The sequence below is a fragment of the Phytohabitans rumicis genome, assembly GCF_011764445.1.
Taxonomy (GTDB): Bacteria; Actinomycetota; Actinomycetes; order Mycobacteriales; family Micromonosporaceae; genus Phytohabitans; species Phytohabitans rumicis.
Genome location: NZ_BLPG01000001.1, coordinates 4,003,697 through 4,018,129, shown reverse-complemented (window position 1 = coordinate 4,018,129; position 14,433 = coordinate 4,003,697). Strand labels below are relative to the sequence as shown.

13 protein-coding genes and 2 pseudogenes are annotated in these 14,433 nt (G+C 69.4%); all 15 read left to right on the top strand.

Annotated features, from left to right (window positions below; genetic code table 11):
- Positions 1-177: 177 nt before the first annotated feature.
- The 15 genes and pseudogenes from Prum_RS17745 to nuoK all read left to right on the top strand — a co-directional run bounded on the left by Prum_RS17745 (position 178) and on the right by nuoK (position 14,429).
- Positions 178-1,341 carry an LPXTG cell wall anchor domain-containing protein gene (locus Prum_RS17745; protein WP_173077556.1) on the top strand — a complete coding sequence of 388 codons (1,164 nt, stop codon included), beginning with the start codon at positions 178-180 and terminating at the stop codon, positions 1,339-1,341.
- A gap of 131 nt (positions 1,342-1,472) precedes the next feature.
- Positions 1,473-2,119 (top strand): annotated as a pseudogene (locus Prum_RS17740) (demethylmenaquinone methyltransferase).
- 114 nt (positions 2,120-2,233) lie between these two features.
- Positions 2,234-2,407: a hypothetical protein gene (locus tag Prum_RS17735; RefSeq protein WP_173077555.1), complete on the top strand. Its 174-nt coding sequence runs from the start codon at positions 2,234-2,236 to the stop codon at positions 2,405-2,407.
- Positions 2,408-2,623: 216 nt separating this feature from the next.
- Positions 2,624-3,889, top strand: coding sequence for a geranylgeranyl reductase family protein (locus tag Prum_RS17730; protein ID WP_173077554.1), 1,266 nt, complete (start codon positions 2,624-2,626; stop codon positions 3,887-3,889).
- A 68-nt stretch (positions 3,890-3,957) separates the two neighbouring features.
- Positions 3,958-4,323, top strand: a complete 366-nt coding sequence (locus Prum_RS17725; RefSeq protein ID WP_173077553.1) for an NADH-quinone oxidoreductase subunit A — start codon at positions 3,958-3,960, stop codon at positions 4,321-4,323.
- 13 nt (positions 4,324-4,336) lie between these two features.
- On the top strand, positions 4,337-5,011 hold the full coding sequence (locus tag Prum_RS49600) for a NuoB/complex I 20 kDa subunit family protein (protein WP_218577274.1): 675 nt from the start codon (positions 4,337-4,339) through the stop codon (positions 5,009-5,011).
- Positions 4,915-5,649 (top strand): NADH-quinone oxidoreductase subunit C, encoded by a 735-nt coding sequence (locus Prum_RS49595; protein WP_371871240.1) that lies wholly within the window; start codon positions 4,915-4,917, stop codon positions 5,647-5,649. Before Prum_RS49600 ends, Prum_RS49595 begins: the two co-directional genes overlap by 97 nt.
- On the top strand, positions 5,646-6,962 hold the full coding sequence (locus tag Prum_RS17715; RefSeq protein WP_173077552.1) for an NADH-quinone oxidoreductase subunit D: 1,317 nt from the start codon (positions 5,646-5,648) through the stop codon (positions 6,960-6,962). The genes Prum_RS49595 and Prum_RS17715 overlap by 4 nt, the downstream gene beginning before the upstream one ends.
- Positions 6,962-7,647: pseudogene (nuoE, locus tag Prum_RS17710) on the top strand (NADH-quinone oxidoreductase subunit NuoE); the annotation flags it as partial. The gene Prum_RS17715 and the pseudogene nuoE, both read left to right, overlap by 1 nt.
- A gap of 2 nt (positions 7,648-7,649) precedes the next feature.
- Positions 7,650-8,981: an NADH-quinone oxidoreductase subunit NuoF gene (gene nuoF, locus Prum_RS17705; protein WP_173077551.1), complete on the top strand. Its 1,332-nt coding sequence runs from the start codon at positions 7,650-7,652 to the stop codon at positions 8,979-8,981.
- A gap of 3 nt (positions 8,982-8,984) precedes the next feature.
- On the top strand, positions 8,985-11,450 hold the full coding sequence (locus tag Prum_RS17700; protein WP_173077550.1) for an NADH-quinone oxidoreductase subunit G: 2,466 nt from the start codon (positions 8,985-8,987) through the stop codon (positions 11,448-11,450).
- Positions 11,447-12,817, top strand: a complete 1,371-nt coding sequence (gene nuoH / locus Prum_RS17695) for an NADH-quinone oxidoreductase subunit NuoH (RefSeq protein WP_173077549.1) — start codon at positions 11,447-11,449, stop codon at positions 12,815-12,817. The genes Prum_RS17700 and nuoH overlap by 4 nt, the downstream gene beginning before the upstream one ends.
- Positions 12,818-13,363, top strand: a complete 546-nt coding sequence (gene nuoI, locus Prum_RS17690) for an NADH-quinone oxidoreductase subunit NuoI (RefSeq protein ID WP_173077548.1) — start codon at positions 12,818-12,820, stop codon at positions 13,361-13,363.
- Entirely contained in the window at positions 13,360-14,121 is a 762-nt protein-coding gene (locus Prum_RS17685; protein WP_173077547.1) for an NADH-quinone oxidoreductase subunit J, read from the top strand. The genes nuoI and Prum_RS17685 overlap by 4 nt, the downstream gene beginning before the upstream one ends.
- On the top strand, positions 14,121-14,429 hold the full coding sequence (nuoK, locus tag Prum_RS17680; RefSeq protein WP_173077546.1) for an NADH-quinone oxidoreductase subunit NuoK: 309 nt from the start codon (positions 14,121-14,123) through the stop codon (positions 14,427-14,429). The genes Prum_RS17685 and nuoK overlap by 1 nt, the downstream gene beginning before the upstream one ends.
- Positions 14,430-14,433: the final 4 nt, after the last annotated feature.

Below are 14,433 nucleotides of genomic sequence, written 5' to 3'. Positions count from 1 at the left end.
CGTACCGGCACGCTGACGTGCGTCAATGGTCAGCCGAACGGCCGACGGTTGCCAGACGGCGAGCCTGATCTTTCCAACCCCGTGTCCGGTGGGGTAGCGCGTGGGGACGTCGAAACGCTAGCGTCCCCGCGTCGCACCTTTGGTTTCTCTTAACCCATCACTCACGGGGGCATCTTGATGAACTTCCGTAACCGTGCGCTGGCCTACGCCGGTGCCGGTGCCGCGGGCCTGTTCGCCGCTGGCGCGTTCGCCGCACCGGCGCTCGCCGCAGACGAGGCAGACGTGCTGGTCAAGCCGCTGTCGAGCAAGATCGCTGTGGGTGCGGAGCTCAAGATCTTCCGCTTTGACATCAAGAACGCGGGACCGGGCGTGGCGACGGACACCACCATCACGTTCGACATCTCCGGGCTGGACCCCAACAAGATCGACCTCCTCGCGGAGGACATCGAGGGCGAGAACGTGAAGGTGGCCGAGGCCACGGAGGACGAGATCGTCCTGGAGATCGGCGACGGCGCGTCGGGCGAGACGCTTCCCTTCGGCCTCCCGATCATCCTCAAGGACGGCGTGGACAAGGGCTCCGCCGGGTCGTTCAAGGTCTCGGTGAAGTCGACCGCGACGGACCCGGACGAGACCAACAACTCGGCCACCATCCCCGTCGAGGTGGTGGACAGCGGCTTCGACCTGGCGAGCATCGCGTACGACGTCCGTGACCTGGACGGCAACCCGATCAAGCCGGGTGGGACCGGGTCGCTCTACTGGGAGATCGCGAACCAGGGCGACCAGGCGGTCAAGGGCCTCACGCTGAGCCTCACCCTGCCGGAGAAGGCGACCTTCGCCGAGGACTACGACGGGTGCGTGACCAGCGCCGACCGGCGGGTCCTCACCTGCGAGGACCCCGAGTCCGTGCTCGAGCCCGGCTACGTGATCGACGCCGGCGACGGCCTCCCGGTCACGGTGTCCGAGGACGCGTCCGGCCCGGTGACGCTCACCGGCGGCCTGCTCAAGGTCACCGGCGGCAGCGCCGTCACCCCGCCCGAGGTCGCCGCGCTCGACGCGAAGGCGTCGCAGTCGTTCGGCAGCTTCGAGATCGCTCCGGTCGACGAGGAGCCCCCGGCCGACGTCGACCCGGGTGACAACGACGCCGAGTTCGCGGTCTTCGTCGGCGCTGCCGACGGTGGCGGCGGTGGTGGCGACGGCGAGCTGCCCCTGACCGGCGTGCAGGCCGGCCTCATCGGTGGCGTCGGCCTGGCCGCGCTGGCCGGTGGCGGCGTGCTGTTCCTGATGGCGCGCCGGCGCAAGGTCGTCCTGGTAGCGGGCGACGACGAAGTTCCGACCGCCTGACGGTCGTCTATATAGAGCAAGACCGCCGCGGGCGGGGTGGACTACCACCCCGCCCGCGGCATATCCGGGTACCCGATGATGGGGCGGTGACCCGCGCAGACCTGGACAAGCAGCCGCACGAGATCGCCGCCATGTTCGACGGCGTGGCCCAGCGGTACGACCTCACCAACACGGTCCTCTCCTTCGGCCGGGACCGTGGCTGGCGGCGGGCGACGCGGGAGGCGCTGGCGCTCGCGCCGGGGCAGCGGGTGCTGGACGTGGGGCCGGCACCGGCGTCTCAACGCAGGAGCTGGCCGCCTCCGGGGCGTACGCCGTCGGGCTGGACATCTCGATCGGCATGCTGCAGGCCGGGCGCCGGGTACGGCCGTTCGTGCCGCTGCTGGCCGGCGACGCGCTGCGGCTGCCGTTCGCCGACGAGACGTTCGACGCGGTGACGATCTCGTTCGCGCTGCGCAACGTGGTCGACCTCGATGCCGCGCTGCGCGAACTGGCCCGGGTGACCCGGCCGGGCGGGCGCCTGGTGGTGTGTGAGTTCAGCCACCCGACGAACGCGGCCTTCCGGGGCGCGTACCTGTCGTACCTGATGCGCTCGCTGCCGGCGGTGGCCCGGCGGGTGTCGAGCAACCCGGACGCGTACGTCTACCTGGCCGAGTCCATCCGCGCCTGGCCCAACCAACCCGACCTGGCCACCCGCATCGCCGCGACGGGCTGGACGGCTGTGGGTTGGCGCAACCTGACCGGCGGCATCGTCGCCCTCCACCGCGCCACCCGCCGGTGATCATGAAGCTAGCGGCGCGGAGAGCGCTCCCTGCTGCGGACAACTTCATGATCAACGGGGACGGTCCGGCGAGGGTGCCGACAATTCGGGCATAACGGGTGTAAGCTGCGCCACATGTTGGTTGAGACCGAAGAGATCTCAAGCATGATCGCGCAGATTCAGCGGCTCGCCGCGGAGGATCCGGAGGCGGCGCAGAAGCTCGTCGCGGACCTGACGGCGACGCTTGATCGAGCCGGGGTGCGTATCGACAGCACGTACCTGTCCGAGCCCGAGGTCGAGTGCGGCTAGCCGGACCCGTCGATCAAGGACTTTCGTCTCGATCAAGGGCAAACGGCCGTGGTTTAGAGATCAAAGCACGGCCGTTTGCCCTTGATCGACGGAAAGCGGGGGTGGGCTGCCGGGCTTAGGGTTGCCTAACCCGCAGCGGGGTCTTCCGCGGTTCTAGACTCCAACCGGAAACGCTTGTGAAGCATTTCACTAGCGGCCCCGAGCGGAGGTGGAACCGTGACCGACGAAGCCGACGTCATCGTCGTGGGCGCCGGTCCGGGTGGTTCCACCACGGCGTATCACCTGGCGCAGCACGGTCTGCGGGTGCTGTTGCTGGAGAAGACCGAGTTCCCCCGGGAGAAGGTCTGCGGCGACGGCCTCACCCCCCGCGCGGTCAAGCAGATCATCAAGCTAGGCATCGATACCAGCCCGGAAAACGGTTGGCTGCGCAACAAGGGCCTGCGCGTGATCGGCGGGGGCGTACGGCTGGAGCTGGACTGGCCGGATCTGGCCAGCTTCCCCGACTACGGGCTCGTGCGCACCCGGCTGGACTTCGACGACATGCTGGTCAAGCAGGCGGTCAAGGCCGGCGCGGTGCTGCACACCAAGACCAACGTGACCGGCCCGCTGCTCGACGAGGCCGGGCGGACCGTCGGCGTGGTCGCGGAAGGGGAAGGCGGCGAGGAGCTGACGTTCCGCGCGCCGCTCACCATCGCCGCCGACGGCGTCTCCGGCCGGTTCCCGCTCGCCATGGGCCTCGCCAAGCGCGAAGACCGGCCGATCGGGGTCGCGGTCCGGCGGTACTACCACTCGCCGCTGCGCCACGACGACGACTACCTGGAGTCCTGGCTGGAGCTGCGCAGCCGGGAGGCGGGCGAAAAGCTCCTTCCCGGGTACGGCTGGATCTTCGGCATGGGCGATGGCCGGGTCAACGTCGGGCTGGGCGTGCTCAACTCGTCGGCCGCGTTCGGCAAGACCAACTACCGGCGGCTGCTGGTCGACTGGCTCGGCAGCACCCCGCCGGAGTGGGGCATGGCCGACGAGGCCAACGCCGACGGCCCGATCCTGGGCGCGGCGCTGCCGATGGGCTTCAACCGGGTGCCGCACTACACCCGGGGCGTGCTGCTCGTCGGCGACTCCGGCGGCATGGTCAACCCCTTCAACGGCGAAGGGATCGCGTACGCGATGGAGTCCGGCGAGCTGGCCGCCGAGGTGGCGGTGCAGGCGCTGTCCCGACCCGTCGGCCCGGCCCGGGAGCGGGCGCTCGCCGCCTACCCGGCCGAGCTCAAGGCCCGGTACGGCGGGTACTACCGGCTCGGCAACATCTTCGTGAAGCTGATCGGCAACCCGCAGGTCATGCGGATCGCCACGAAGCACGGCATGCCGCACCCGACGCTGATGCGGTTCGTGCTCAAGCTGCTGGCCAACCTGACCGATCCGCGGGGCGGCGACGCGATGGACCGCATCATCAACGCGATGACCAGGGTGGCCCCCGCCGTCTGACGTCACCAGCGTGTGAATAGTGTGAATTGACTTTGGAGCAGGTCAGGGAAGGACGGGCAGGCAAGACGATGTCGCTCTCGCCTTACATACCGATCATCGGGCTCTTCGGGCTGGCCGCCGCGTTCGCGGTCATGTCGGTCGCGATCGCGCCGATCCTCGGCCCGCGCCGCTTCAACAAGGCCAAGCTCGCCGCGTACGAGTGCGGCATCGAGCCGTCGCCCGAGCCGATCGGCGGCGGAAAGATCCCGATCAAGTTCTACCTGACGGCGATGCTCTTCATCGTCTTCGACATCGAAATCATCTTCCTGTACCCGTGGGCCGTGTCGTTCGACGCGCTCGGCCTCTTCGGGTTCGTGGAGATGCTGCTGTTCATTGGGACGGTCTTCATCGCGTACGCCTACGTTTGGCGGCGTGGCGGGCTGGACTGGGACTGAGGTCTGAGGCGTCATGGGAATCGAAGAGAAGCTGCCGAGCGGCATCCTGCTGACCAGCGTCGAGAAGCTGGTCAACTGGACTCGTAAGACGTCGACGTGGGGCGCCACCTTCGGGTTGGCGTGCTGCGCGATCGAGATGATGGCCGCCGGCGCTCCGCACTACGACCTGGGCCGCTGGGGCATGGAGGTCTTCCGGGCCTCGCCCCGCCAGGCCGACCTGATGATCGTGGCGGGCCGGGTGAGCCAGAAGATGGCCCCGGTGCTCCGGCAGATCTACGACCAGATGGCGGAGCCCCGCTGGGTGCTGTCGATGGGCGTGTGCGCGAGCAGCGGCGGGATGTTCAACAACTACGCGATCGTGCAGGGCGTCGACCACGTCGTACCGGTCGACATGTACCTGCCCGGCTGCCCGCCGCGGCCCGAGATGCTGATCGACGCGATCCTCAAGCTGCGCGAGAAGATCATGTACGAGCCGCTCGGCGCCAACGGCCGCAAGATGCTGGAGGCTCGGATCGCCCGCGGCGACGTGCCGGCGGTCGCGCCCGGGTCGATGCCGTCGTCGTACCGCTCGGACAAGGCCAAGCGCGCCGAGTGGACGCAGGCGGTGCTCGAGGGCCGCGAGGAGCAGCTCCGCATCGAGAAGTGGATGCAAGAGGAGAGGCACTTGCAGGGCGGAGGTCGCTGGTGAGCGAGATCGACCAGGGCATGTTCGGCATCCACGGCTCCGGTGACACGTCCGGCTTCGGTGGCCTGATACGCCACCGGGACCAGCCGGTGGGCGCGCCGCGGCCGTACGGGAGCTACTTCGACGACGTGTACGACGCGCTGGCCGAAGCCTTCCCGGGCCTGCACGACGCGATCGAGAAGGTGGTCGTTCACCGGGACGAGCTGACCCTGCACATCAAGCCGGAGCGGATCGCCGAGGTCTGCCAGGTGATGCGCGACGACGAGGCGCTGCGCTTCGAGCTGTGCTCGTCGGTGTCCGGCGCGGACTACCTCGGGACCGACGACCGGCGGTTGCACGTGATCTACCAGCTCACCTCGATGACGTACCGGCGCCGGGTGCGCTTGGAGGTCGCGGTGAGCACCGACAACCCGCGCGTGCCGAGCGTCACCAGCGTCTACCCGACCGCCGACTGGCAGGAGCGGGAGACGTACGACTTCTTCGGCGTCGTCTTCGAGGGCCACCCCAACCTGACCCGGATCCTCATGCCGGACGACTGGGAGGGCTTCCCGCAGCGCAAGGACTACCCGCTCGGCGGGGTGCCAGTGGAGTACAAGGGCGCCGAGATACCACCGCCGGACAAGCGGAGGAGCTACCAATGACGTACGCGACCGAGCGCGAGACCACCGAGGGCAAGGTCTTCAACGTCACCGGCGGCGACTGGGACACCGTCGTCGGCGGGACCGACCCGATCCAGGACGAGCACATCGTCGTCAACATGGGTCCCCAGCACCCGTCGACGCACGGCGTGCTCCGGCTGGTCCTGGAGCTTGAGGGCGAGACCGTCCGGGAGGCGCGGGTCGTCGTCGGCTACCTGCACACCGGCATCGAGAAGAACCTCGAGTTCCGCAACTGGGTGCAGGGTTCGACGTTCGTGACCCGGATGGACTACCTCGCGCCGATCTTCAACGAGACGGGGTACGCCCTCGCGGTCGAAAAGCTCCTCGGCATCGAAGATCAGGTCACCGAGCGGGCGACCACCATCCGGGTGCTCATGATGGAGCTCAACCGGATCGCCTCGCACCTGGTCTGGCTCGGCACCACCGCCCTGGAACTCGGCGCGATCTCGATGATGCTCTACGGCTTCCGCGAGCGGGAGTACATCCTGGAGATCTTCGAGATGGTCTCCGGTCTGCGCATGAATATGGCGTACGTCCGGCCGGGCGGCGTCGCGCAGGACGTGCCGGACGAGGCGATCGTGAAGATCCGCGAGTTTCTGGAAATGTTCCCGAAGAAGCTCAAGGAGTACGAGGACCTGCTCTCCGGCCAGCCGATCTGGCACCAGCGGACCAAGGACGTGGCGGTCCTCGACGTGACCGGCTGCCTGGCGCTGGGCATCACCGGCCCGGTGCTGCGCTCGGCCGGCCTGCCCTGGGACCTGCGCAAGACGATGCCGTACTGCGGCTACGAGACGTACGAGTTCGACGTGCCGACCACGCCGACCGGCGACGTGTGGGGCCGCTACCTGGTCCGGATGGCCGAGATGCGCGAGTCGATGAAGCTCATCGAGCAGGCCCTCGACCGGCTCAAGCCCGGCCCGATCATGGTGGCCGACAAGAAGATCGCCTGGCCGGCCCAGTTGGCCATCGGCGTCGACGGCATGGGCAACTCGCTGGAGCACGTCGCCAAGATCATGGGTCAGTCGATGGAGTCGCTGATCCACCACTTCAAGCTGGTCACCGAGGGCTTCCGGGTCCCGCCGGGCCAGGTCTACGTGGGCATCGAGTCGCCGCGCGGCGAGCTCGGTGTGCACGCGGTTTCCGACGGTGGCACCCGGCCGTACCGGGTGCACTACCGGGAGCCGAGCTTCATCAACCTCCAGGCGATCCCGGCCATGGCCGAGGGCGGCCTGATCGCCGACGTGATCGCCGGGGGCGCTTCTCTCGACCCCGTGATGGGTGGGTGTGACCGCTAGTGGGATTCAGTGACGCGACGCGCGAGCAGGCGCGGGAGATCATCGCGCGTTACCCGGCCGACCGGTCCCGGTCGGCGCTGCTGCCGCTGCTGCACCTGGTGCAGACCGAGGAGGGGCACGTCTCCCCGGCCGGCGTCGAGTTTTGCGCGGAGCTGCTGGGCATCACCAAGGCCCAGGTCGGCGCCGTGGCCACGTTCTACACCATGTACAAGCGCCGGCCGACCGGCGACTGGCTGGTCAGCGTGTGCACCAACACGATGTGCAACGTGCTCGGCGGCCAGGAGGTCTACGACCGGCTGAGCGAGCACCTGGGCGTCGGGCACGACGAGACGACGGCCGACGGCACGATCACGTTCGAGCACGCCGAGTGCCTGGCCGCGTGCGACTACGGCCCGGTCATGACGGTCAACTACGAGTTCTTCGACAAGGTCGACCCGGACACCGCCGTACACGTGGTGGAGCAGCTGCAGGACGGGCAGCGACCGCTGCCCACGCGCGGCGGGCGGCTCTGCACGCTCAAGGAGATGTCGCTGCAGCTCGCCGGCTTCGCCGACGATCGCGCGGAGGCCGTGGCAGACGGCCCCGCCGGCGACGCCACGTTGCGGGGGTCCGGCTTGCTCAGGAGTACGGCGTGAGCGTCGCCGGGTTCGACCCGGCGACTCCGATCGCCCGCAAGGAGGAGGCGAAATGACGGCGCCCAGGCGTGAGGTCCTGGAGAAGCTCACCCCGGTCCTCACCAAGCGCTGGCTCTCGCCGGAAGCCTGGCGGATCGGCGTCTACGAGCAGCTCGACGGCTACGCCGCGCTGCGTAAGGCGCTCCGCGTGCACCCCGACGACCTGATCCAGCTGATCAAGGACTCGGGCCTGCGCGGTCGCGGCGGGGCGGGCTTCCCGACCGGTCTGAAGTGGGGCTTCATCCCGCAAGAGCCAAACGGAAATCCGCCGGCAAATCCTCATTATCTCGTGGTCAACGCGGACGAGGGCGAGCCAGGCACCTGCAAGGACCTGCCGCTGATGACGCACGACCCGCACTCGCTGATCGAGGGCGTCATCATCGCCGCGTACGCGATCCGGGCCAACCGCGCGTTCATCTACATCCGCGGCGAGGCGGTGCACGCCGCCCGGCGGCTGCGCAACGCGGTCCGCGAGGCGTACGCGGCCGGCTACCTCGGCACCAACATCCTCGGCTCCGGGCACGACCTGGACCTGGTCGTCCACAGTGGAGCGGGCGCGTATATCTGCGGCGAGGAGACGGCGCTGCTGGACTCGCTCGAAGGCTTCCGCGGCCAGCCCCGGCTGCGCCCGCCGTTCCCCGCGACGCACGGCCTGTACGCGAGCCCGACGGTGGTCAACAACGTCGGCACCATCGCGAGCGTGCCGTACATCGTGCTGGGCGGCGCGGCCTGGTGGAAGTCGATGGGCACGGAAAAGTCGTCCGGCCCGATGATCTACTCGCTGTCCGGCCGGATCGCCAACCCCGGCCAGTACGAGTGCGGGCTCGGCGTCACGCTGCGCGAGCTGATCGAGTTGGCCGGCGGCATGCTGCCGGGGCACAACCTGAAGTTCTGGACGCCGGGCGGCTCGTCGACGCCGCTGCTGGCCGCCGAGCACCTCGACGTGCCGCTCGACTTCGAGGGCGTGGCGGCCGCCGGGTCGATCCTCGGCACCACGGCGACGCAGATCTTCTCCGACCAGGACTGCCCGGTCTACGCCACCTACAAGTGGCTGGAGTTCTACCACCACGAGTCGTGCGGCAAGTGCACGCCGTGCCGCGAGGGCAACTTCTGGATGGTGCGGGTCTACCGCCGGATCCTTGCCGGCGAAGGGACCCACGAGGACCTCGACACCCTGCTGGACACCTGCGACAACATCCTCGGCCGCTCGTTCTGTGGCCTCGGTGACGGCGCGACCAGCCCGGTGACCTCCTCGCTGCAGTACTTCAAGCAGGACTACCTGGACTACATCGAGGGCCGGACCGCGCCGAAGCTGTCCGCGAAGCAGTTGGTGGGAGCGCACTAACTCATGACTGACGTAGCCAAGAAGGTCGACACCGTCACGCTCACCATCGACGGGATCGAGGTGACCGTGCCCAAGGGCACGCTGCTCATCCGGGTCGCCGAGCAGATGGGCATCGAGATCCCGCGGTTCTGCGACCACCCGCTGCTCGCGCCCGCCGGCGCCTGCCGGCAGTGCCTGGTCGAGGTGGAGGGCCAGCGCAAGCCGGTCGCCTCCTGCACCCAGACGGTCGCCGACGGCATGGTGGTCAAGACTCAGCTCACCTCCCCGGTCGCCGAGAAGGCACAGGCCGGGATCATGGAGCTGCTGCTGATCAACCACCCGCTCGACTGCCCGATGTGTGACAAGGGCGGCGAGTGCCCACTGCAGAACCAGGCGATGTCGACCGGTCGTGCCGAGTCCCGGTTCCACGAGCACAAGCGCGAGTACCCGAAGCCGCTGCCCATCTCCTCCCAGGTGTTGCTCGACCGCGAGCGGTGCGTGCTGTGCCAGCGCTGCACCCGGTTCTCCGAGGAGATCGCCGGGGACAAGTTCATCGACCTGATGGACCGGTCCTCGGGCGAGCAGATCAACGTGTACCGGGACGACTTCTTCGGCGGGGAGTCGGAGAGCCCCGAAGGGGATGTGCCCTTCAACTCGTACTTCTCCGGCAACACCGTGCAGATCTGCCCGGTGGGCGCGCTCACCGGCGCGCAGTACCGCTTCCGGGCCCGCCCGTTCGACCTGGTGTCCTCGCCGAACGTGTGCGAGCACTGCTCGGCCGGCTGCGCGCAGCGCACGGACCACCGCCGCGGCAAGGTAATGCGCCGGCTGGCCGGCGACGACCCGCAGGTGAACGAGGAGTGGAACTGCGACAAGGGCCGGTGGGGCTTCCAGTACGCCACCGCGTTCGACCGCATCACCACCCCGATGGTGCGCGACGCGAAGACCGGTGAGCTGCGCGAGGCCCCGTGGTCGGAGGCGCTCGCCGTGGCCGCCGAGGGGCTGCGCAACGCCCGGGACGGCGCGCACGGCGTGGGCGTCCTGACCGGCGGCCGGCTGACGGTCGAAGACGCGTACGCGTACGCGAAGTTCGCCCGGGTGGCGCTGCGCACCAACGACATCGACTTCCGGGCCCGGCCGGTCTCGACGGAAGAGACGGACTTCCTGGCGTCCAATGTGGTCGGCGCGACCGAGGTGACGTACGCCGACGTGGAGAACGCGCCGGTCGTGGTCATCGCTGGGCTGGAGCCGGAGGAGGAGTGCCCGATCCTCTTCCTGCGGCTGCGCAAGGCGTACCAGAAGAAGCGGCTCAAGGTGCTGGCGCTGGCGCCGTACGCCACCCGCGGCTTCGAGAAGGTCGGCGCCTCGGTCGCCACCGTCGTGCCCGGCGAAGAGGCGCGGGCGCTGGCCGAGGACGAGTCGATCGACAAGGCACTGCGGGCCGAGGGCGCCGTCCTGATCGTGGGCGAGCGGCTGGCCACCGTACCCGGTGGACTGTCCGCGGCCGCCGCGCTCGCCGCGCGTACCGGAGCGAAGCTGGCCTGGGTGCCGCGGCGCGCGGGTGACCGCGGCGCGGTCGACGCGGGCTGCCTGCCCAACCTGTTGCCCGGCGGACGCCTGGTGAACGACGCGGCCGCGCGGGCCGAGTTGGCCGGTGCCTGGGACCTCGAGGCCGGGGTCATCCCCAGCCAGCCCGGCCGCGACACCAACGGGATCGTCGCGGCGGCGGCCGCCGGCCGGATCGGCGCGCTGGTCGTCGCCGGCGTGGACCCGGCCGACCTGGCCGACCCGCGGCTGGCCGAGGCGGCGCTGGACAAGGTGCCGTTCCTGGTCAGCCTGGAGGTGCGGCGCAGCGCGGTCAGCCGGCGCGCGGACGTGGTCTTCCCGGTCGCCCCGGTGGTGGAAAAGGCCGGCAGCTTCGTCGACTGGGAGGGCCGGCTGCGCACGTTCGAGGCGGTCCTGTCGACGCCGGCGATGAACGACGCTCGCGTGCTCGACGCGCTGGCCGCCCAACTCGGCCTGGACCTCGGCACCGGCCAGGTCAACCTCGTGCGCCGCGAGCTGGGCTCGCTGCCGGCGACCCGCGCCGACCGGCCGGATGCGCCGGTCGTCGCGCCGCAGCCGGTGCCCACCCCGGCCGCCGGTGAGGCGGTGCTGGCGACCTGGCACCAGCTGATCGACCTGGGCAGCTTGACCGACGGCGACGAGTACCTGGGCGGCACCGCCCGCCCGCCGGTGGTGCGCCTGTCCAAGGCCGCCGCCGAAGCGCTGGGTGTGGCGGATGGCGACCCGGTGACGGTCGGCACCGACCGGGGCGCGATCACCCTCGGCGCGGCGGTCACCGACATGCCGGACGGCGTGGTCTGGCTGCCGACGAACTCGCCGGGCTCCACCGTGCGCCGGGCCCTCGGTGCCACGTCCGGAGCTGTTGTGAAGCTCTCCGCTCTGCCATCTGGGGAAAGCCCGAAGAAAGATTTGGGGGGCGCGTGATGTATCTCGCCCAGGACCCGACCCTCGCCGACTTCGGCCACGATCCATGGTGGCTGGTCATCGGCAAGGTGCTTTTCGCCTTCGTCTTCGGCATGGTCTGCACGCTGCTCGGCGTGTGGTTCGAGCGCCGCGTGGTGGCCCGCATGGCGGTGCGCCCCGGCCTCAACCAGGCCGGCCCGTTCGGCCTGCTGCAGACGCTCGCCGACGGCCTGAAGGGCGCGTTCAAGGAAGACATCATGCCGCGTACGGCGGACAAGGTGGTCTTCTTCTTCGCGCCCACGATCGCGGTCATCTGCGCGATGACGTCGCTGTCGGTGATCCCGTTCGGCGGCGTGGTGAGCATCTTCGGGCACCGCACCGCGCTTCAGGTGACCGACGTACCGGTGGCGGTGCTGCTGATCCTGGCCTGCTCCGGCATGGCCGTGTACGGCATCGTGCTCGGCGGGTGGGCCTCCGGCTCGACGTACCCGCTGCTGGGCGGCCTCCGGTCGAGCGCTCAGATGATCTCGTACGAGATCTCGATGGGCCTGTCCGTGGTGGCCGTCTTCATGCTCTCCGGCACGATGTCGACCAGCCAGATCGTGGCGGCCCAGGCCAGCGGCGAGAGGATCAGCCTGTTCGGCTGGGACGTCCCCGCGCCGGGCTGGTACGCGATCCTGCTCTTCCCGAGCTTCATCATCTTCTTCATCGCGATCGTCGGCGAGACCAACCGGGCGCCGTTCGACCTGCCCGAGGCCGAGTCCGAGCTGGTCGCCGGCTACATGACCGAGTACTCGTCGCTGAAGTTCCTGCTCTTCATGCTGTCCGAGTACGTCGCCATGGTGACCATGTCGGCCGCGACGGTCACCCTCTTCCTGGGCGGCTGGCGGATGCCGGCACCGGTCACCACGGTCTGGGCGGGCGCCAACTCCGGCTGGTGGCCGCTGCTCTGGTTCTTCATCAAGGTCGTGCTGCTGGTCTTCGTCTTCGTCTGGCTGCGGGCCACGCTGCCCCGGCTGCGGTACGACCAGTTCATGCGGCTGGGCTGGCGGGTGCTCCTGCCGATCAACCTGGCCTGGATCCTCACGCTGGCCGGCATCCGCACCCTGCAGAACGCCGAGATCTCGGACACCCAGCGGTACACGATCGTCGCGGTCGCCATCCTCGCCGTACTCGTGGCGGCGCTGGCCTGGCCGACGAAGAAGAAGCCGCCAGCGCCGAGCCTGGAGCAGCAGGCGAAGGCCCGGCCGCCGGGTAGCTTCCCGCTGCCGCCCATGGACCTGCAGGTCCCGCCGAGCCCGCGGGCCCGCCGCGCGGTGGCCGAACGCGAGCCCGCGAACGTCGGCGCCGGCGTCGTCGACGGGGACGTTGCGGATAAGGAGATTTAGATGAGCGCCATCGGAGCGTTCAAGGGTTTCGGGGTCACCTTCGCCCACATGTTCCGCAAGACGGTGACCACGAAGTACCCGTTCGAGACGCCGGTGTCCGCCCCGCGCTACCACGGGCGGCACATCCTCAACCGGCACCCGGACGGCCTGGAGAAGTGCATCGGGTGCGAGCTGTGCGCCTGGGCCTGCCCCGCCGACGCGATCTACGTCGAGGGCGGGGACAACACCGAGGAGCAGCGCTTCTCGCCCGGTGAGCGGTACGCCAGCGTCTACCAGATCAACTACGCCCGCTGCATCTTCTGCGGGCTGTGCATCGAGGCGTGCCCGACCCGTTCGCTGACCATGAGCAACGAGTACGAGCTGGCCCGGGACAGCCGGCAGGACCTCATCTTCACGAAGGAGCAGCTGCTCGCGCCGCTGCTGCCGGGCATGGATCAGCCGCCGCACGCCATGTACCTCGGCGACTCCGAGAAGGACTACTACCTCGGCGCGCTGACCAATCCGGGCACCTCGGCCGGCGCCGAGCGTGCTGGGGGGTCCTCATGAACGCTCTCGCGGCCGCCGGTGGGATGTCCACCGGCGAGGCGGTGACCTTCTGGATCCTGGTGTGGCCGGCCCTGATCGGCGCCATCGGCATGGTCTTCGCCCGCAACGCGATCCACTCGGCGCTGTGGCTGGTGCTGACCATGCTCTGCATCGGCGTGTTCTACGTGCTGCAGGCCGCGCCGTTCATCGGGCTGGCGCAGATCATCGTCTACACCGGCGCCATCATGATGCTGTTCCTCTTCGTGCTGATGCTGGTCGGCCGGGACGCGTCCGACTCGCTGATCGAGACGTTGCGCGGGCAGCGGCTCGCCGCCATCGTGCTCGGCATCGGCTTCGCGGCGCTCGTCGGCACCGGCGTGTACCGGGCCCTGTCCGACACCACGGCCGCCGGGCTCGACCAGGCCAACGCGAACGGCAACGTGCAGGGCATCGCGGCCCTGCTCTTCACCAAGTACGTCTTCGCGTTCGAGGTCACCTCCGCCCTGCTGATCACGGCGGCGGTCGGCGCGATGGTGCTGGCCCACATCGAGCGGCGCAAGGGCGAAAAGCTCAGCCAGCCGGAGATGATGCGGGCGCGCTTCGCCCCGGGCAACTACCCCGGCCCGAAGCCCGGTCCGGGCGTGTACGCCACGTCGGACTCGGTCGCGACCCCGGGCCGGCTGCCCGACGGCACGCTGACCGAGCGCAGCATCTCGAAGATCCTGCCCGTACGCGAGCTGACCCCGTCGGAGTCGGCGCCTAAGGGGACAGAGAAGTAATGAGCGCTAGCAACCCTGAGTGGTACCTGGTCCTGGCCGCGGTGCTCTTCACCATCGGCGCGGTCGGGGTGCTGATCCGGCGCAACGCGATCGTGCTGTTCATGTGCGTCGAGCTGATGCTCAACGCGGCCAACCTCGCGCTGGTGACCTTCAGCCGGATCAACGGCAACCTCGACGGCCAGATCATGGCGTTCTTCGTGATGGTGGTGGCCGCCGCCGAGGTCGTGGTCGGGCTCGCCATCATCATGTCGATCTTCCGGACCCGGCGGTCGGCGAGCGTCGACGACGCCAACCTGTTGAAGTACTGAGGCG